Here is a 17,294-nt window from a genome sequence, read left to right on the forward strand (position 1 = left end):
ACACTGGGAACCGCACCCCTCAAGCGGTTTCCAGCTACCGCCGGGCAGTGTCCTTCAACGGGACGCCGCTCGGCGGACTTCTTTTGGGAACTCATTTTTCCGTCAGCCGTTCAGCTTGAATCGGGTGGGTGAAGTTACCGATGCAATCCAGAGCCGGAGACATGAAAGACAGCGGACGGAGCGATGAGATCATCGCTCTGCATTCCGCTGACAGCGAAATGCAGCTTGGTCGGGCCCTTCTCCATGCGCTGCACAATGTCGGCATTTCGGTTCTCTATCAGGATCGCGAGATGAGAACCGTCTGGGCCCGCAACATGCGCCCGCCATGGGCTTCCGATACTGCCGATAGCAACGGCATGCTGCCCCTGGCGCATGCGGAACGCATCGGTGCCGCCAAACGCAACGTAGTCGCATCCGGCAATCCGGAACATCTTGAGCTCAGCATCCCCGCCGACGATGGCGTTCGCTGGTTCCAAATATGGGTAGACGCTGATCACGACGACGGCGGCGCCGTGCAGGGCGTCGTCACCACTATGGTCGAAACGACCGAGCAGAAACGTCGCGAGCAGACCCTGAAAACGCTGCTGCGCGAGGTCAGCCATCGCTCGAAGAACCTTTTGGCCATCATCCAGAGCATCGCCACCCAGACCAGCCGTTATTCGGACACGCTCAGTGATTTCCTGACACGCTTTCGCGGCCGGCTGCAGTCGCTTGCCTCATCCCAGGATCTGGTGACCTCGTCCAACTGGCGGGGAGCGGCACTGCGCGAACTGGTGTCCGGCCAGGTCGGCCGCTACGGAGCCGACCCCTTGCGCAGCCTGCGCTTCCAGGGTGCAAATCCATACCTCAACCCCAATGCCGCCCTGCATATAGGCTTGGCCATGCACGAACTTGCCGTCAATTCAGTCAGCTATGGCGCTCTGTCGCGAGCCGACGGATTCGTCGAGGTGACGGCCGATCTGACGGCTGCTTCCGCTGGCGAGACCGCACTATCGCTGACATGGGCCGAAGCCATCGGGGCCAACGACAATCAGCCAAGCGAGAAGCGTTTTGGCAGCGTCGCGCTCGAGCGCGTCGTGCCTGCGTCGTTGAACGGAACGGCGACGCTTGAAATCACCGGGGACCGCCTCGAGTATCGGCTTGTCGTTCCTCGCGGCAATTTCGAGACGGATTGACCGAACAACAGCCGAGCCAAAGAGGGCTGGGGCCAAGAGGGCTGAATACCGCGCCGGCCTTAACCACCTGTTCACCATAAAGTCCGAAGCTGTTCAGACACCGATCCGCATGACGTTTTCGATCGCAGTCTGCTGCGCAGTACGGGAGGAATGGCTTTGACGGTTGCCGACATCATCAGGCTGGAACAGGCCGCACGCGTTTCGATGGGCGGGTTTCAGGATCTCGAAGCATCCGCGATGCCGTCGCCCCGTGCTTCCCACCCGACCCCCGGCCTCGCCGCAATCGGGCTGGCTGCGGTGGTCGTCCTGGCCGCCGCGTTCCACTTAATCTAGAGCGTCGGACCCAAAGTGGCCGGCGGCTTGTGCTTGCCTCATGTCGACCTGTTCTCCAATCAGTCGCGCCAGCCGGCATCGCAGGAACTTTGACGAATATGGCCCGTTCTTATGGCGAGAGGATCCTCGCCATGGAACACATCGCTGCCGTGTTGCTTGTCATTGGCTGTTCTAACGCGATGACGGAATGTCGTGAACTGCCCGTATCGGTGGGTGTTTTCGAAACCGCTCAGGAATGCGCCGCCGAGCGTCCGTTTGCCATGAGCGATGTGCAGGGTCAGGCTCCGCGCATAATTGCCAAATGCCTTTCCGTCGATCCGGCACTTGAGGATGATTACGATCAGATCGTCTGGAATGTGCGTCCGGACGGCACGCTCGACGCTTCCGTGGAGATTTCCAATCTTGAGGTTGCTTCGACCGGCGCGCGCCCCGAAAAAGATTCTCTTAGCCAACAATGAAATCGATCGGGCAAAACCATTTTTCGCATGGTAAGTGACGGGTGGAGCTACAAGTGAGGACAAAAGCGAGGAGTGACCCTATGCGGAAGATGATTATTGCCATGGTTGCCGTGGTCGCGGTCAGCGGCTGCAGCACCACCGAGCGGGATGTCGGCGTCGGCGCCGGTGTCGGGGCTCTGGCCGGCGGCCTGATTGACGGCGGCAAGGGTGCGCTGGTCGGCGCAGCCATCGGTGCCGGTTCCGGCCTGCTGGTGCGCAACCTGCGCAATGGCTATTGCCAGTACCGCGACAACCGTGGCCGTCTGTTTACGGCTCGCTGCTGATCCGTTTCAAACGCATGAGGCAATAGAAGCGGAGACCGGACGAGCCGGTCTCTGTTTACTTTCGCCTTCGAAAACGGTCGGTTTGCGGCAGCGTTTTCAGTCCGACAGTGGGATCCTGATTTCCACTCTCAATCCGCCATCGTGAAAATCGCGATTGATCATACCGCGCAATTCGCGCGTCACGTTCAAATCGATCAGCTTGGTGCCAAAACCGGTTTTGGCAGGTGCTTCAAGCTTCTTCTGGCCGACTTCGCGCCAGTTGAGAACCAGCGTCCGGTCGCGCCAGCGGCCCTCGACCGACCAGTCGACCTTGAGCGCACCGACCGAGTTGCCGGCTTCGCCATATTTCAGCGCATTCGTCGCCAGTTCATGAAAGGTCAGGCCGAGCGCTTGCGTCGTCGTCTCGTCGAGCAGCACCTCTGGCCCCGACAATATCCCCTCGGGAAGCTCCTTGCCGAATACCTGACCAAGCTCAATGCGCAAGAGATCGCCGAGGTCTGCCTTCTGCCAGCGCGAGCGCGTCAGCATGTCCTGGGATGCCGCCATCGCTTGCAGCCGGGCCGAAAAAGAGGACGAGAACTCGTGGACGTCGGTGGCGTGCGATGCCGTCTGGCGCGCGATCGCCAGCACCCGCGTGATCGAGTTCTTGATGCGGTGCTTCATCTCCTGCAGCATCAGATCCTTTTCGAGCAGGCTTTTTTCCGTCGTCTCATGAAGCAGCGAGACCGCGTCGAAGGCCCGCTCCTGATAGCGTGCCACCAGCGCGATGGTTCCAGCGAGCAGCAGCCCGAACAGGCCGAGCATCACCGGAATGGCGCGCGAGGAGGGTTGCGAGAAGGCGCTTGTCGGCCTGAACAGGACGGTCCATGGACGTCCGGCGATGGTGATCTCGCGAGAAACCACCAGCCTGTCACCGAAGATCGACGCCGGCGGCGTTTCCGACCGGAACAAAAGATGGTCGGCATCCACCTTGCCGTCATAGATTTCGATGTTCACCGGCAGCAGCGGCGTTCGGCTGAGCGCGGTCTGGAACAGATCGCGGGCGCGGAAGGCCGCATAAAGAAAGCCTGATGTCGAGGATCTGGTCGCATCGATGCCGTCCGGCGCGGTTTCGATGTTGAGCCGCACGAAAACCAGGAAACCGGTGAAGGTCTGCGCAGCACCTGTTTCCTGGCCTAGCTGCACGCGCCCGCTCGCGTGCTGCTGGTTGTCGGCCATCGCCCTTTCGATCGCCTCGCGCCGGACCGGTTCGGTGAACATGTCGTAGCCGATGCTGGATTGATTGGAAGGATCCAGCGGCTCGAACAGCGTGATGGGCGTACGCCATGGCAGCGTTGTCGTAGCCGGATAGATCGCATGGCTGGCGCCATAGTCGTGCAGGATGGCACGCTCGACGGCTGCCTCGTCGCCGGCTCTCACCAGCCGGAGAAAGCCGATCCCGCGCAGGCCGGTAAAATTGTCGTTGATATCAAGCGCTTCGAAGAACGCCTTGAACTCGCCGCGCGAAATCCCACCATTGTGCGCCTCAAACAGCGCATGGGTCGATCGCAGCAGCGACAGATGCAGGTCGATGCGGCTATCGATCCGGTTGAGCGCATCGTCCGCCGTCGCCTCGAACTTAATGCGCGCCGCTTCCTGCGTGGCGAAATAGGCGAATCCCGCCATCGTCAGGCTGATCAGCGCGACGGCGATGAAAGCTACGATCGGAAAGAACTTCTTCAAATTGCTGCTGCGGCCCATGGTTCCCCATCTTATGGGCAAGTCCCTGCGTCAATACAATGGCGCGGCCAAACCATCATGGCCGCTGGCACATCACATGACAGGTATTTAGCCGGCTTGTTTGAAGCTTCAGGCGGCGATCTTCAGCGCACCCGGCCCGGGAATGGCACCGGGCGGGCACTTGCCCAGGATGATCATGCCGAGCACCTCGTCCTGGGTCACGTCGCTGGTGCGCGCCGTGCCGACGACCCGACCATTCTTCATCACGCAGACGCGGTCGGCAAGCTCGAACACATCGTGGATGTCGTGACTGATCAGGAAGATGCCGATGCCGTCGGCCTTGAGCTGCATGACCAATTCGCCGACCTGCGCCGTTTCCTGCGGGCCCAGTGCCGCCGTCGGCTCATCCATGATCAGGATGCGGGCGTTGAACAGGATGGCGCGCGCGATAGCCACCGACTGCCGCTGGCCGCCCGAAAGCTTGACCACCGGCTCCTTGAAGCGCTGGAAGCGGGGATTGAGCCTGCCCATCACCTTGCGCGCCTCGGCCTCCATGGCGCCATCGTCGAGCGTGCCCCAGCCGGTCATCAGCTCGCGGCCGAGGAAGAGGTTGGCGGCGGCGTCGACATTGTCGGCGAGCGCCAGCGTCTGGTAGATCGTCTCGATGCCATACTTCTTGGCGTCGCGCGGATTGGAAATCGAAGCCTCCTCGCCTTTGACGAAGATCTGGCCCGAGTCGCGCTTGTAGGCGCCGGACAGGATCTTGATCAGTGTCGACTTGCCGGCACCGTTGTGGCCAAGCAGCGCCACGACCTCGCCCGGGAAAAGGTCGATCGACGCATCGTCGACGGCGCGAATGCCGCCAAAGGCAATCGAAATGTTGCGCATGTCGATCAGTGGCGTGGGAGCAGTTGTGTCAGCCATGATCGTTCCTCCCTATGGTTTTTGTTTGAGCATGATCTTGTCGAAAACCGGTATCCACTTTTTCGGGATCATGCTCAGACCCGCTTGCGGTAGACGGTGTCGAGCCAGGCGGCGACGACCAGGACGGCGCCGACGACGACGCTCTAAAGCGGTGAATCGATGCCGAGCAACACCATGCCGGACTGCAACGACTGCATCAGAAGTGCGCCAAGCATGGCGCCGAGCACCGTGCCGGAGCCGCCGGCCAACGACGTGCCTCCAATGACCGCGGCCGCGATACCAGCAACTCGTCCAGCGTACCCAGCGAATTAGTCGACGCATTGAGACGGGCCGACGCAATCGCCGCGCTGATCGCGGCCAGAACGCCCATGATCATGAACACCTTCATAGTCACCGAGCGCGTGTTAATGCCGGCGAGTTCTGCCGCTTCCGGATTGCCGCCGATGGCAAAGACATAGCGGCCGAAACGGGTGCCGCTGGTGATGAAGGTCATGACGATGCCCACAGTGACCGCGATCAGCACCGGTATGGCGATGCCATGGGCGATGAACAGCCCGCCTTCCGGGACGGTGATGCCGGTCCGCTGGGCGTACTGGCGAACGATGCCGATCGGCCAGGGATAGGAATTGGCGATCCAGATGGCGCCGAGGATGGCGGCGCAAGCGACAACCCCAAGCAAGGTCTCCGCCCAGACGGGACGCAGCGGGAACTTGAACCGCTTGCGCTGCGACCGGCCGTTGAGCAGCATCAAGGCGACGGCCACACAGGCGAGAATGCCGACAATCCAACTTGCGGTTGCTCCGATCGAGCCACGCGGCCCGCCACTCATGAGCTGAAAGGTGGCGTCGAGCGGCGCGACGGTGCGCCCGCTCGTCATCAGCCACGCCCGCCGCGCCAGATCAGCAGGCCGCCCAGCGTCACGATGATGGCCGAAACCTCGAGATAGGCGATAATGAAGCCCTGGAGCGCGCCGACCATGCCGAGCATGCGTATGTCGAGCTCGGTTGCCTTGAGAGGGCGGCCGACCGGGCTGAGCTCGGATTCACGCGCCCGATCGGCGCCTGTATCGGCGGCCGGCGTGCTGGAAGTCGTGTCGGTCATGATGTCCTCCCACCGGTTGCCGTTTGCCGCGGATGCCGGAAGCAGCTTGGAAGTTATCCGCGAGAAGCGGAAAAACAATTCTTTTTGAAAAAACGCCGCGGCGTGAAGCCGCCGCGTTTCAGGCTTCTTGCGAAGGCCGGATCAGTTGCAGACCGGGACCGTGCCCGCCGCCACGCCGGCGCAGACCTCTTCCTTCTTGATCCAGCCCGCGTCGATGACGACGTTGAGATTGTCCTTGGTGACGGCAATCGGCGTCAGGAACAGCGACTTGACGACATTGCCGCCCGGCGTGGCGAAGTCCTTGACGCCGGCAATGTCTGTCATCTGCTTGCCGTCGGCCAGTTGCGAGGCGATCTCGGCGGCGTTCTTGCCGAGCTCGCGCGCGTCCTTCCACACCGATACGGTCTGTGTGCCGAGCGCGATGCGGTTCAGCGCGGCATGGTCGCCGTCCTGGCCCGACACCGGAACGGATCCGGCCAAGCCTTGCGCCGTCAGCGCCGCGACGACTCCACCAGCGGTGCCGTCATTGGCGGCAACCACCGCATCGACCTTGTTGTCGTTGGCGATCAGGAACTGTTCCATGTTCTTCTGGGCGCTGGCGGGAAGCCAGCCGTCCGTATAGGCCTCGCCGACATTCTTGATCTTGCCGCTGTCGATGGCATCCTTGAGCACTTCCATGGAGCCGGCGAACAGGAAATCGGCATTCGGATCGGCGCCCGAGCCCTTGATGAAGACGTAATTGCCTTCCGGCGCCACCTTGAACACTTCGCGGGCCTGCATGCGGCCGACTTCCTGGTTGTCGAAGGTCAAATAGAAGACGTCCTTGTTCTCGATCAGCCGGTCATAGCCGACGACTGGAATGCCTTCGTCCAGCGCCTTCTGCACCGCCGGCCCGATGGCCGAGGCATCCTGCGCAAGGATGATCAGCGCGTTGGCGCCCTGCGAGATCAGGCTTTCGACGTCGGTCAGCTGCTTGCCGGGATTGGACTGTGCATCGGCGGAAATATACTTGTCGCCCGCGGCCTCGATCGCCGACTTCATGGCGGCTTCGTCAGTCTTCCAGCGCTCTTCCTGGAAGTTCGACCACGAAACACCAATGACCTTGTCCTTCGCCTGTGCGACCGACGCGAGCGTCAGCGACATGGCGATCCCCGCCAGAATGGCGGCTGTGAATCTCTTCATGATATTCCTCCTGCGCCGCGTACGGCGCGACCAACTGGCCCGAAGGCCTGCACAAAGGATCCAACGCCGAAGCACTGTCAACATGAATTCTGATGGATTTTGGTGTCTGCCGGCTTTTTTTCGAGCCTCGGAATAAACAATGACAGGTCCTTCTGCTTCTGCCAGTGTTTGTCGGCCTGACGGCTTCCGATTCATGAGCGGCCGCGGCAATAGGGAGGACGCTAAACAATGTCGGTTGGGATCCGCCATGACGATTTGCGCCGGCGCAACCGGGCGATGGTTATTTCGGCCGTACGCCGCGCAGGGCAGCCGTCACGGACCGAGATCGCCGCAACCACCGGCCTCAGCCATTCGACCATATCGGCGATCTCTTCCGACCTGATCCACGAAGGCATCCTGGCCGAGAGCAAGGCGAGTGAGACCGTTTCGCTGAAACGTGGCCGGCCGCAGGTTGGCCTCAGCCTCAATCCGGAAGCCGCTGCGGTATTGGCCGTCGTGTTGTCGCTGAATTCCCTTTCGGTCGCTGTCATCGACTATGCCGGACAAGTGGTCGCCGAGAAACAGCGCCGGCTGGACACGCTGACCATGTCGCGCGACGAGCTGATCGATGAATGTGTCGCCATCGTCCGGCGCCGGCTCGAAGACCCCGACCTCGACGTCCAAAACGTCGCCCGCATCGCGCTGGCGATCCAGGGTATTACCGATTCCCATGCGCGCGCCATGTTGTGGTCGCCGATCACGCCGCAGACGAACATCGCCTTCGCCGACATTCTGGAACGCGAGTTCGGCATCCCGGCCATCATGGAGAACGACTGCAACATGATGGCCGTGGCGCTGCGCTGGCGCGACCCGGATCGCTACCGCGACGATTTCATCGCCATCCTGCTCTCGCATGGCATCGGTATGGGGCTGGTGCTGAAGGGCGAGCTGTTCACCGGCACCCATTCCTCAGGCGGCGAATTCGGCCACATGATTCATCGGCCGGGCGGCGCGCTTTGCCGCTGCGGGCGGCGCGGTTGCGTCGAGGCTTATGCCGGCAATTACGCTATCTGGCGCAACGCAAGGCAATTGAGCGAGAACGCCGAGCCGGTCGCCGATGTCAGCGACGCCGAGATGCGGGCACTGGCGGCCCGGGCGCGCGAGACGGACGGACCGGAGCGCGAAGCCTACCGCAAGGCCGGCGAGGCGCTCGGCTTCGGGCTCGGCAGCCTGTTCGCGCTGATCGATCCGGCGCCGGTCGCCATGGTCGGTCCCAGCGCTGCCGCCTTCGACCTGATCGAGCCGGCCCTGCGCGAGGCCATCGCCCAGACCGCCGGCGGCGAGCATTCGGGTTCGATTTCCTTCGACACCGAGCCGAACGAACTGCCGCTGATCCGAGAAGGCTGCGCCATGCGGGCGCTGAGCTTCGTCGACCAGGAGATCTTCGGGCCGAGCATCCAGGCACGAGCCGGTTCGGTCGGAAAGAACGTGGCTTGAACTCGAAGGCAGGGATCCCCGGATCGCGACTTGGGGTGTGTTGAGATTCAGGTCAGGCCGAGTCGAGAATGGTGGGTTCCGAGAACGGAGCGGAGCGTACTTTTGGGTACGTGAGCACCGGAAGCGCAGGAAGCCGGCGTTCGCAGGCCCGGCACCACCTGAATATCAGCACATCCCTAGTCTTCCCTGATGGCATAGCCCGCGCCGCGGATGGTGCGGATGACATCGGGCATGCGACCATTGTTGACCGCCTTGCGCAACCGGCCGACATGGACGTCCACCGTGCGCTCGTCGATGTAGATCGTCTCGCCCCAGACATTGTCGAGCAACTGGCTGCGCGAGAAGACCCGACCCGGGTGCCGCATCATGAATTCGAGCAGCCGGAATTCGGTCGGCCCGAGCCGGATCTCGCTCTTCTTGCGATAGACCCTGTGCGATTCGCGATCGAGCATGATGTCGCCGACCTTCAGCACGCTGGACAGTACTTCCGGCTTGGCGCGGCGCAGCAGCGCCTTGACCCTGGCCATGAATTCCGGTGTCGAGAACGGCTTGACCAGATAGTCGTCGGCCCCGGTGGAAAGGCCGCGCACCCGGTCGCTCTCCTCGCCGCGCGCGGTCAGCATGATGATCGGCAGCCGCTCGGTTTCGGGACGCACCCGAAGGCGCCGGCAAAGCTCGATGCCCGAAACCGCCGGCACCATCCAGTCGAGCACCAGAAGATCGGGCACATTTTCCTGCAGCCGGATTTCGGCCTCGTCGCCGCGCGTCACCACCTCGACCTGATAGCCTTCGGATTCCAGATTGTAGCGGAGGAGGACGCCCAGCGGCTCTTCATCCTCCACCACCATGATGCGCGGCGCGATCATCGGCCGGTCACTCCTGTCATGTCGCCGGCGCCGACATCGTCGTTTCGTCGAGCTTCGGGCGATCCGCCGGCAATTGCTCCCCGGTCACGACAAAGTAGGCGTTTTCGGCTATGTTGGTGACATGATCGCCGATGCGTTCGAGATTCTTGGCGCAAAACAGAAGATGCGTGCAGGCGGTGATGTTGCGCGGATCCTCCATCATGTAGGTCAGGAGTTCGCGGAAAACCGCGGTGTATTTCACGTCGATCTTCTGGTCGTCGGCGCGCAGTTCTTTCAAAGCGCCGGCATTGCGCGACACATAGTGCTCAACCACCCCGCGGAGCTGCACAAGAACGAGATCCGCCATCGCGTCGATACCGTGCGACAGATTACGCGGCGTGGCGCTCTGCCCGACTGCGCTGACCCGCTTGGCTATGTTTTTGGCCAAATCGCCGATGCGCTCGAGATCACCGGCCATGCGGATTGCGCCGACCACGGCGCGCAGATCTTGCGCCATCGGCTGCCGCTTGGCGATCAGCGTGATCGCGCTATCGTCGAGTTCGCGCTGCCGCGCATCCATGATCGCGTCGTCCGAGACGACACGCTGCGCCATCGCATTGTCTGACGCAAGCAACGCGCGGATCGAGGCTGCGACCATCGCGGCGGCGAGCTCGTCCATGTCGCGGATCAGCCTGTCGATGTGCTCCAGTTCCTCGTCGAAAGATGCGACGGTGTGTTCACCCATGATCCTGTCCTCGTGTTCGAAATTCGCTGCCGGACCGCTCAGCCGAACCGGCCGGTGATGTAGTCCTGGGTGCGCTTGTCGTCGGGATTGGTGAACATCTTGTCGGTTGCGCCCTCCTCGACCAGGTAGCCGAGATGGAACATCGCCGTGCGTTGCGACACGCGCGCTGCCTGCTGCATCGAGTGGGTGACGATGACGATCGTGTAGTTCTGGCGCAGTTCGTCGATTAGTTCCTCGACGCGGGCGGTGGCGATCGGATCCAGCGCCGAACAGGGCTCGTCCATCAGAATCACTTCCGGCGACACGGCGATGGCGCGCGCGATGCACAGGCGCTGCTGCTGTCCGCCGGAGAGACCGGTGCCCGACTCGAGCAGGCGATCCTTGACCTCGTTGAACAGACCGGCCTTCTTCAGGCTCGATTCAACGATGCCGTCCAACTCGGACTTGCTCCTGGCCAGGCCGTGAATGCGCGGACCGTAGGCGACGTTTTCATAGATCGACTTCGGAAACGGGTTCGGCTTCTGGAATACCATGCCGACGCGAGCTCGCAGCTCGACGACATCGATTTTCGGGTCGTAAACATCCTCGCCGTCGAGCGTTATCTTGCCGCTCACCCGCGCGATATCGATCGTGTCGTTCATTCGGTTCAGGCAACGCAGGAAGGTCGACTTGCCACAGCCCGATGGGCCGATCAACGCCGTCACCTGGTTCTCGCGGACATCGAGGTCCACGTCGAACAGAGCTCGCTTCTCGCCGTAATGAACAGAGACCTTTTCGCCCTTCATCTTGATCGAAGGGGCATTGGTTCCGCTGCTCAGTTTCTGTTCGACGCCGGCTTCCGTCATGATGTTCATATCCTCTACCCCTTACCAGCGCCGCTCGAAGCGCCTGCGCAGTATCACCGCAATGGCGTTCATGATGACCAAAAACAGCAGCAAAATCAAAATCGCCGCCGAAGTCTTCTGCTGGAATCCAGCTTCCGGGAAATCCGCCCACATGAATATCTGCACCGGCAGGATCGTCGCGGGATCGGTAAAGCCGCCGGGAATGTCGACGATGAAGGCGACCATGCCGATCATCAGCAACGGCGCGGTTTCGCCCAGCGCATGCGCCATTCCGAGAATGGTGCCGGTCATGATGCCCGGCATCGCCAGCGGCAGGACGTGATGGAATACGGTCTGGACCTTGGACGCTCCGATGCCAAGCGCTGCCTCGCGGATCGACGGCGGCACGGCGCGCAGCGAAGCGCGCGAGGCGATAATGATGATCGGCAGGGTCATCAGCGCCAGCACCATGCCGCCGACCACCGGGGCCGAGCGCGGCATGCCGAAGAAATTCAGGAATACGGCAAGTCCAAGCAGGCCGAAGACGATCGAAGGCACAGCCGCCAGATTGTTGATATTCACTTCGATGATCGTCGTCAGCCGGTTCTTGGGCGCAAATTCCTCAAGATAGATAGCCGCCGAAACGCCGATCGGAAAGGCGATGGCGAGCGTAACGATCATGGTCAGGAACGATCCGACGACCGCGCCCCAAACACCGGCCAGTTCCGGCTCGCGGCTTGCGCCGGTGAAGAAGAAGATCGAGTTGAATCGGCTTTCGATTAGGCCGGCGCTCTTCAGCGTGTCGAGCCAGACGATCTCCTTGTCGGAAATCTTTCGCGATGCTTCCGGCGTATCGATGACGCGCAGGAATGCCTCGCCGCTCGCGGCGGGCGCCGTGCTGTCCAGCGCCTCGATCACCGTGCCCTTTGCGACCGCCGTCCTGTTGGGCCCCGGCGACAGCGCGGTGAGCTTGACCGTGCCGCCGTTGAACACGACCAGCAGCGATGATGCACCGCTCGTCAGCGTGAGCATGCCGTTTTCGCCTTCGGTCGCACCACGGCCGCGCGCCAGCGCCAGCATGGCATCGTCGCCGAAGGTCAGATCGATGTCGCCGCTGGTTTTCGAAGGCGTGACGCTTGTCGAAATCGCTTCGTCCGAACCGACGTCGGCCAGCAAACCCTTAAGATAGAGGTCAGCAAAATCGTCAACTGGAACCGCATAGTCCACCGTTCCTCCGAGCATCCCCGGATTAGCCGCAATATCCTTGCGCAGGAAGACGCCTGTGCCGGTGGAAATCAGCCCGCGCAGCAGACGCCTGTCCTGACGGCTCGTAACATCCGGAAATCTCGCCGCAAGCGCTTCCTGAGCGATGGCGTCGTAGTTCACTGCATCGAGTTTTGCCGGGTCGACCTTGGCCGCCGAAAGGTCAATCGGCAGCGTCAGATAGTTCTGCCGCAGCGCCGGGATCGCCTGCGTCACGATCGTCGACAGGAGCAGCACAAGGAATAGGCCGGCCAACGCGACGGCTCCGGCGCCAAGCCATTTGAACCACGTTTCCGTGCGGTAACGACCCTTCAGCCGCGCCTTCGCGGCACCGTCGGTATGAATGCTGACCGGCCGTCCGACGGCGCCGAATGACGAGATCGCATCAGTCATATTGCTCTCGGTATTTCTGGACGACGCGCAAAGCGACGATGTTGAGGGTAAGCGTGATGCAGAACAGCACCAGGCCGAGTGCGAAGGCTGCCAGCGTCTTGGCGCTGTCGAACTCCTGATCGCCCACCAGCAGCGTCACGATCTGCACGGTCACGGTGGTGACCGCTTCGAGCGGGTTGGCCGTGAGGTTTGCCGCCAGCCCCGCCGCCATGACCACGATCATTGTTTCGCCGATTGCGCGGCTGACGGCAAGCAGCATCGCTGAAACGATGCCCGGAAGGGCAGCAGGAAGGACCACCTTGCGGATGGTTTCCGACTTGGTCGCGCCGAGGCCGGCGGAACCGTCTCTCAGGGATTGCGGAACGGCGTTGATCACATCATCGGAAAGCGAGGAAACGAAGGGAATGATCATGATACCCATGACCACGCCTGCGGCGAGCGCAGATTCGGACGCGACGTTGAGGCCCAGGCTTTCGCCGATACCGCGGAAGTAGGGCGCAACTGTCAGCGCGGCGAAGAAGCCGTAGACGACGGTCGGAATGCCGGCGAGGATTTCCAGTACCGGCTTTGCGACCGCGCGGACGCTTTTGGAGGCGTAATCCGAAAGGTAGATCGCAGCCATCAGCCCGATAGGCGCAGCCACCAGCATGGCGATGAAGGTGATGAGCAGCGTGCCGGCAAAGAGCGGCACCATGCCAAAGATGTCCTGGTTGACCGCCCCGGCTTCCGCTCCGGCGCCGGTGAAGGCGCTCTGCGGCGACCAATGCGTGCCGAACAGGAACTTGTAGAACGGCACCTGTTGGAAGAACCGCAGGGATTCGAAGATGAGCGAGAGAACGATGCCGACCGTCGTCAGGATCGCGACCACCGAACAGGCGATCAAGAATACGCGAAGAACGCGCTCGACCACGTGGCGCGCCCGGTAGGCCTGTGCGATGCGCGAATAGGCCCAGTAAAATCCGGACGCGGAAAGCACGAGCGAGGCGGCCCAGATGATCCAGGTGCTGGTCGTATGGATCGATTTGTAGACGGCGGCAGCCGCATCTTTCGTGGGATCGGCGAAGCCGACAAGCCCGCCAAAGGCCATCGCGCGAGCGTCGCGGATGAAAGCTTCGACCTGCGGAATGCCCATTCCCGACAGTTCGGTGGAGAAGCGGTCGGCAATGATCGACGATTCAATTCCCGGCGTGACCAGCGACCACAACAAGATCGCAAGCAGCGCGGGACCGGCAGCAAAAAGTGCCAGAAACATGCCATGTTGGCCAGGCAGCGAATGCAATCGCGCGACGTCGCCATTGACACTGGCAACGGCGCGTCTCCGGCCGATCAAATAGGCCGCAGCTGCCAGAACCAACAGAAGAACAACGAGATAACCGACCATGATTCAGGACGTCCCCTCGACCGCCGGTCATTCACCGGCTCAAAGCACGGGACCTTGGCCCCGCGCTTTGGGCTTTAGAGCATGAGGGTCAGAGCGGATATACGCCCGGACCCCGAAACCTCAGGAACCCATGCCCTTCAGGGCCTTGGCGTTTTCGGCCCACTTGGCGCGCTCGGCGTCCGGCAACGGGATCAGGCCCTTGTCGGCCAGATAACCATCAGGACCCCATGCACCTTCCGAGGTGTACTCGGCGATGAATTCCTGCATGCCGGGGATGACGCCAACATGCTCCTTCTTGGCATAGACATAGAGCGAGCGGGAAACGCCGTAATCGCCGGATGCGATGTTCTCGAAGGTCGGCTCGACGCCGTCGACTTTGTGGCCCTGCAGCTTGTCGGCGTTCTGGTCAAGGAACGAGAAGCCAAAGATGCCGAAGGCATTGGCGTTGGCTTCCAGCTTCTGGACGATCAGATTGTCGTTTTCGCCGGCCTCGACAAAAGCGCCGTCTTCGCGGATCTCGCCGCAGCCCTTTTCATTAGCCGCCTTCACTTCTTCCTGGCAGGCCGCATCCATGACGAGTTCGACGAACGCATCGCGCGTGCCGGATGTCGGCGGCGGGCCAAGCACTTCGATCTTTGTCGCGGGAAGCGACGCATCGACATCCGACCAGTTCTTGTAGGGGTTGGCGACGACCTTGCCGTCAACAGCGACGTTCTTGGCGAGCGCCTTGAAAATCTGTTCCTTGGTCAGATCAACGACAGTCCCCGCCTTCGAATTGGCCAGTACGATGCCATCGAAGCCGACCTTGATCTCGACCGGCGTCACGCCGTTTGCCTTGCAGGTCTTAAGCTCGCTGTCCTTGATGGCGCGCGAGGCATTGGTGAAGTCGGCGGTATTTTCGCCGACGCCCTGGCAAAACAGCTTCATGCCGCCGCCGGTGCCAGTCGACTCGACGACCGGGGTCTTGATCTTTCCGCTCTGGCCGAGCTTTTCAGCGACAGCCGTCGTGAAGGGGAACACTGTGGACGAACCGACGATTTGAATCTGGTCGCGCGCGGCGGCATAACCAGCCGACGCAGCGAGCGCAAGCGCCGCGGCCGACGCCGTAAGGAGGAAATTTTTCATGTGGCCTGCTCCTGTTCGGAAAATGGTCTCTCGGCGCCATTCCTTCGGCGCCCGCTGAGGCCAATAGCCCCCGATTATTACAGTCACATGACAGTTTGATGTCAGCCCGGTAACCGCCGCACAGCCATCTCGAAAAGGAAGGGCGCGGGTCTCGCCGGCACAGCCGTGGTTTGCCGCTGGAATCAGCAGCTTGCACGCTTTGCGGCCGGCATTTGCCCTCGACAGCCGAAATAATTGGCGCCGAAAAAGAAAATCCGGGCGGGAGCGCGTTGCATGCGGCCAAGGAGGTCATGCCGCGCCATCGCCGAAACAGGTCCGTTGGGGTAAATCTGACCCTGCTTCTTGCCGGCGGTCGCTGCTCCCGCCCGTAACTGGAGGAGCGGAACTCGAATGCGCTTATTGTCCCAACCGGACGCACGCTTTGATATGGTGCGATCGCACCATAGTCTTGTCCGCAATGCCTCGCCGAATCACGGCTTGCAGCCTGACGCGGATGCCAAATCCCGCGTTGCGCTGGATTTCAGTCCGCGCCGACCTTTTCGAGCAAGACGCCCTGGGGCTGATGGGCTTGGGCAGGTAATCGTCCATGCCGCCCCCCAGTCGCGCCAGGGACGCTGCGGCACTTTTGATTTTGCGCATGATCCCCGGCGAAATCGATTCCGATTCTCCGGGTCATGCGCTAGCCTTGCCCGCGAATATTCCGACGGTTGTCGGTAGAACCGAAGCCGCGTTATAAATCCCGCAAGGGTGTTGCCGATGTTGGGACGGATCCTGGCTTTTTTCCTGTGCCCGATGCTGCTGCTGGGGAGCGGCTGCTCGCGCAGCTACGACGGCACCGTCGTCATTCCAAGGCCGCTCGACGTCCGGCGGTTCTGGGACAGGCCGCCGCAGCAGGCGCAAGTCGAACAGCCGCAGTTGCTGCAGACCGATGTCTTTCCGGTGGCGCCCGAAACGCCGGAAAGAGCGGCGGCCCGCAGAATCAGCACCCCCGTGGCGCCGAGAAGGCGAATCGCCAGGATTTCCAAAGATCCGCCGACGCCCTCATCCGAGCCGGCAAAACCGCTCACCTGCAGGAACGTCAGTCAACCCGGAAAGCGGGTCCGCATGGTTTGCGAATAGCCAGCCGGCATTCAAACGGTGGTAGCTAAAAAGATGCGCCCTAAACACGTGCTGCGCACCTGACGCAGCGGTTCGGTCACACGCGCACGCGATCGCCGAAAGCATGTGCCGACCGGTGGGTTTCGGGCTGCGCGATCGGCGTTTCCGCCGCCACGTTGAAACCTTATCCCGCCCTCGACGTTAAACGGCTATTGCAGCGCCGCGCGTACCTTTGGACGCATAAAGGACGTTGTCGCGTTTTGATTTGGCGCATGGTCCGAAACCGAAGGGCAGCGGAGCAGACTGATCCCGATCTTTCGGGTGATGCGCTGGATGGTCAAAGGAGACGGCACACATGTCGATTCACTTCACTGTCTCGGACCTGACCAGAAATCTGTTTCACTCGCCCAGAAATCTGTTTCACTCGCCCAGAAATCTGTTTCACTCGCTGAGACTGGACCATGAGCGCACGCCGAGACCTCTCAGTCCTGAGCAAAGTCTTTTGCTGGAATGCTATCTGGCCGGCCAGATTCCGGAATCGGCCTGGAGCGACTACGTCTTCGAGACGCCGGAATTGGCACGCCATGTCAATGCGAGACGCGGGCAACACTGATATCTCGTGGGCTGCCGCAACCCCGATGTTTGAAGGCTTGACACCCGACGACAATCGCCAGGTCAGGCGCGGTTTCCCCTGGAACAATAGCCCTTGAAACAAAAAGGCCGGCACATGGCCGACCTTTCCTTCCACCTCGACCGCGCCAGTACATCCGTGGTCGCGAGCTGGAGGTGAATTGCCGATCAGTAGATAGGGATTTGGTTAACGAATCCTTAACCGACGGGAGCTGCTCATCGACGCGTCATGGCCAATCTGATCTGCGTTTTCGTGATGAGTGCGGAAAGTCGTCTTTAAATGCGGCACATATTATTAA

The 17,294-nt window shown here is 61.7% G+C and carries 16 protein-coding genes and 1 pseudogene; 7 read left to right on the plus strand and 10 right to left on the minus strand.

Translation table 11 applies throughout. From position 1 onward, the window contains the following. Positions 1-140 precede the first annotated feature (140 nt). The 4 genes from ACWTU8_RS24325 (at position 141) to ACWTU8_RS24340 (ending at position 2,289) form a co-directional block, all read left to right on the plus strand. Positions 141-1,175: a sensor histidine kinase gene (locus ACWTU8_RS24325; RefSeq protein ID WP_455850168.1), complete on the plus strand. Its 1,035-nt coding sequence runs from the start codon at positions 141-143 to the stop codon at positions 1,173-1,175. A 150-nt stretch (positions 1,176-1,325) separates the two neighbouring features. Then, positions 1,326-1,508: a hypothetical protein gene (locus tag ACWTU8_RS24330; RefSeq protein ID WP_455850169.1), complete on the plus strand. Its 183-nt coding sequence runs from the start codon at positions 1,326-1,328 to the stop codon at positions 1,506-1,508. Positions 1,509-1,639: 131 nt separating this feature from the next. Beyond that, positions 1,640-1,966, plus strand: a complete 327-nt coding sequence (locus ACWTU8_RS24335; RefSeq protein WP_455850170.1) for a hypothetical protein — start codon at positions 1,640-1,642, stop codon at positions 1,964-1,966. 80 nt (positions 1,967-2,046) lie between these two features. Then, positions 2,047-2,289 (plus strand): YMGG-like glycine zipper-containing protein, encoded by a 243-nt coding sequence (locus ACWTU8_RS24340; RefSeq protein WP_352953357.1) that lies wholly within the window; start codon positions 2,047-2,049, stop codon positions 2,287-2,289. A gap of 96 nt (positions 2,290-2,385) precedes the next feature. Here the strand turns inward: ACWTU8_RS24340 and ACWTU8_RS24345 are convergent, their stop codons facing one another. The 4 genes and pseudogenes from ACWTU8_RS24345 to xylF form a co-directional block, all read right to left on the minus strand. Next, positions 2,386-4,011: a CHASE domain-containing protein gene (locus ACWTU8_RS24345; RefSeq protein WP_455850386.1), complete on the minus strand. Its 1,626-nt coding sequence runs from the start codon at positions 4,009-4,011 to the stop codon at positions 2,386-2,388. Between the two features lie 126 nt (positions 4,012-4,137). Beyond that, positions 4,138-4,932, minus strand: a complete 795-nt coding sequence (locus ACWTU8_RS24350) for an ATP-binding cassette domain-containing protein (RefSeq protein WP_455850171.1) — start codon at positions 4,930-4,932, stop codon at positions 4,138-4,140. A 74-nt stretch (positions 4,933-5,006) separates the two neighbouring features. Then, positions 5,007-6,033, minus strand: a pseudogene (locus tag ACWTU8_RS24355) (sugar ABC transporter permease). Positions 6,034-6,174: 141 nt separating this feature from the next. After that, a complete protein-coding gene (gene xylF / locus ACWTU8_RS24360; RefSeq protein ID WP_455850172.1) occupies positions 6,175-7,215 on the minus strand; it encodes a D-xylose ABC transporter substrate-binding protein in 1,041 nt (346 codons plus the stop codon). A 228-nt stretch (positions 7,216-7,443) separates the two neighbouring features. Here xylF and ACWTU8_RS24365 point away from each other — a divergent pair, with 228 nt between their 5' ends. Then, a complete protein-coding gene (locus ACWTU8_RS24365) occupies positions 7,444-8,691 on the plus strand; it encodes an ROK family protein (RefSeq protein WP_455850173.1) in 1,248 nt (415 codons plus the stop codon). A 176-nt stretch (positions 8,692-8,867) separates the two neighbouring features. Here the strand turns inward: ACWTU8_RS24365 and phoB are convergent, their stop codons facing one another. The 6 genes from phoB to ACWTU8_RS24395 all read right to left on the minus strand — a co-directional run bounded on the left by phoB (position 8,868) and on the right by ACWTU8_RS24395 (position 15,267). After that, on the minus strand, positions 8,868-9,557 hold the full coding sequence (phoB, locus tag ACWTU8_RS24370) for a phosphate regulon transcriptional regulator PhoB (protein ID WP_031254097.1): 690 nt from the start codon (positions 9,555-9,557) through the stop codon (positions 8,868-8,870). Positions 9,558-9,573: 16 nt separating this feature from the next. Beyond that, entirely contained in the window at positions 9,574-10,281 is a 708-nt protein-coding gene (gene phoU, locus ACWTU8_RS24375) for a phosphate signaling complex protein PhoU (RefSeq protein WP_455850174.1), read from the minus strand. Between the two features lie 38 nt (positions 10,282-10,319). Further along, complete coding sequence (gene pstB, locus ACWTU8_RS24380) at positions 10,320-11,135, minus strand: phosphate ABC transporter ATP-binding protein PstB (RefSeq protein ID WP_029348716.1); 816 nt, start codon at positions 11,133-11,135, stop codon at positions 10,320-10,322. A 12-nt stretch (positions 11,136-11,147) separates the two neighbouring features. Next, the gene (pstA, locus tag ACWTU8_RS24385) at positions 11,148-12,761 is read right to left on the minus strand and encodes a phosphate ABC transporter permease PstA (protein WP_455850175.1); all 1,614 of its coding nucleotides are present in this window, start codon (positions 12,759-12,761) and stop codon (positions 11,148-11,150) included. Then, positions 12,754-14,142, minus strand: coding sequence for a phosphate ABC transporter permease subunit PstC (pstC, locus tag ACWTU8_RS24390; protein WP_455850176.1), 1,389 nt, complete (start codon positions 14,140-14,142; stop codon positions 12,754-12,756). The genes pstA and pstC overlap by 8 nt, the downstream gene beginning before the upstream one ends. A 120-nt stretch (positions 14,143-14,262) precedes the next feature. Further along, positions 14,263-15,267, minus strand: a complete 1,005-nt coding sequence (locus ACWTU8_RS24395) for a PstS family phosphate ABC transporter substrate-binding protein (RefSeq protein WP_455850177.1) — start codon at positions 15,265-15,267, stop codon at positions 14,263-14,265. Between the two features lie 756 nt (positions 15,268-16,023). On the opposite strand from ACWTU8_RS24395, the gene ACWTU8_RS24400 reads away from it, so the two are divergent. Together ACWTU8_RS24400 and ACWTU8_RS24405 are read left to right on the plus strand one after the other, a co-directional pair. Beyond that, a complete protein-coding gene (locus ACWTU8_RS24400; protein WP_455850178.1) occupies positions 16,024-16,386 on the plus strand; it encodes a hypothetical protein in 363 nt (120 codons plus the stop codon). Between the two features lie 334 nt (positions 16,387-16,720). Next, positions 16,721-16,978 carry a hypothetical protein gene (locus ACWTU8_RS24405; protein ID WP_455850179.1) on the plus strand — a complete coding sequence of 86 codons (258 nt, stop codon included), beginning with the start codon at positions 16,721-16,723 and terminating at the stop codon, positions 16,976-16,978. Positions 16,979-17,294 lie beyond the last annotated feature (316 nt).

The organism is Mesorhizobium sp. BHbdii (assembly GCF_053848045.1).

What these genes read in the sequence shown, in the direction of transcription:
- ACWTU8_RS24325 (WP_455850168.1), top strand. Translation starts at nt 141, where the DNA reads ATGCAATCCAGAGCCGGAGACATGAAAGACAGCGGACGGAGCGATGAG.
- ACWTU8_RS24330 (WP_455850169.1), top strand. Translation starts at nt 1,326, where the DNA reads ATGGCTTTGACGGTTGCCGACATCATCAGGCTGGAACAGGCCGCACGC.
- ACWTU8_RS24335 (WP_455850170.1), top strand. Translation starts at nt 1,640, where the DNA reads ATGGAACACATCGCTGCCGTGTTGCTTGTCATTGGCTGTTCTAACGCG.
- ACWTU8_RS24340 (WP_352953357.1), top strand. Translation starts at nt 2,047, where the DNA reads ATGCGGAAGATGATTATTGCCATGGTTGCCGTGGTCGCGGTCAGCGGC.
- ACWTU8_RS24350 (WP_455850171.1), bottom strand. Translation starts at nt 4,932, where the DNA reads ATGGCTGACACAACTGCTCCCACGCCACTGATCGACATGCGCAACATT.
- xylF (WP_455850172.1), bottom strand. Translation starts at nt 7,215, where the DNA reads ATGAAGAGATTCACAGCCGCCATTCTGGCGGGGATCGCCATGTCGCTG.
- ACWTU8_RS24365 (WP_455850173.1), top strand. Translation starts at nt 7,444, where the DNA reads ATGTCGGTTGGGATCCGCCATGACGATTTGCGCCGGCGCAACCGGGCG.
- phoB (WP_031254097.1), bottom strand. Translation starts at nt 9,557, where the DNA reads ATGATCGCGCCGCGCATCATGGTGGTGGAGGATGAAGAGCCGCTGGGC.
- phoU (WP_455850174.1), bottom strand. Translation starts at nt 10,281, where the DNA reads ATGGGTGAACACACCGTCGCATCTTTCGACGAGGAACTGGAGCACATC.
- pstB (WP_029348716.1), bottom strand. Translation starts at nt 11,135, where the DNA reads ATGAACATCATGACGGAAGCCGGCGTCGAACAGAAACTGAGCAGCGGA.
- pstA (WP_455850175.1), bottom strand. Translation starts at nt 12,761, where the DNA reads ATGACTGATGCGATCTCGTCATTCGGCGCCGTCGGACGGCCGGTCAGC.
- pstC (WP_455850176.1), bottom strand. Translation starts at nt 14,142, where the DNA reads ATGGTCGGTTATCTCGTTGTTCTTCTGTTGGTTCTGGCAGCTGCGGCC.
- ACWTU8_RS24395 (WP_455850177.1), bottom strand. Translation starts at nt 15,267, where the DNA reads ATGAAAAATTTCCTCCTTACGGCGTCGGCCGCGGCGCTTGCGCTCGCT.
- ACWTU8_RS24400 (WP_455850178.1), top strand. Translation starts at nt 16,024, where the DNA reads ATGTTGGGACGGATCCTGGCTTTTTTCCTGTGCCCGATGCTGCTGCTG.
- ACWTU8_RS24405 (WP_455850179.1), top strand. Translation starts at nt 16,721, where the DNA reads ATGTCGATTCACTTCACTGTCTCGGACCTGACCAGAAATCTGTTTCAC.